Below are 331 nucleotides of genomic sequence, written 5' to 3' on the forward strand. Positions count from 1 at the left end.
TAGCGTCAGCAGAACGGCGCTGTTCATTTCTCGACCGGTGGCTGGGGTTTGATGAGACCGCCAAACCCATCCCGAACGACGTTGATCAGGGTCTTGGACGCCCCAAGGACAGCGACGATAGCGGCGGTATAGGTCGGGCTGATCCACGACTGAGAGCATTCGAGAAGCCCCGTTGTCAACTGAGTGCAGCCGGTGGCGATCAGGAATGCCGTGACGGCCGCGAGAACGGCGATCAGGATATTCGGAAGATTGTGAATTGCGTTCGTATTGAACATGATGGCTTTCCTTTGCTGAGCGGCCTTGGCCTGCTGGAGAGCGCTGGAGACGACCG

The 331-nt window shown here is 58.3% G+C and carries 1 protein-coding gene; it reads right to left on the minus strand.

The features are described 5' to 3' along the window. Positions 1-23 precede the first annotated feature (23 nt). Positions 24-331 (minus strand): hypothetical protein (locus RHSP_RS20365; protein ID WP_240535474.1); only part of this gene is annotated, 308 nt, incomplete at its 5' end.

Origin of the sequence: Rhizobium freirei PRF 81 (genome assembly GCF_000359745.1) — a bacterium.
Classification (GTDB): domain Bacteria; phylum Pseudomonadota; class Alphaproteobacteria; order Rhizobiales; family Rhizobiaceae; genus Rhizobium; species Rhizobium freirei.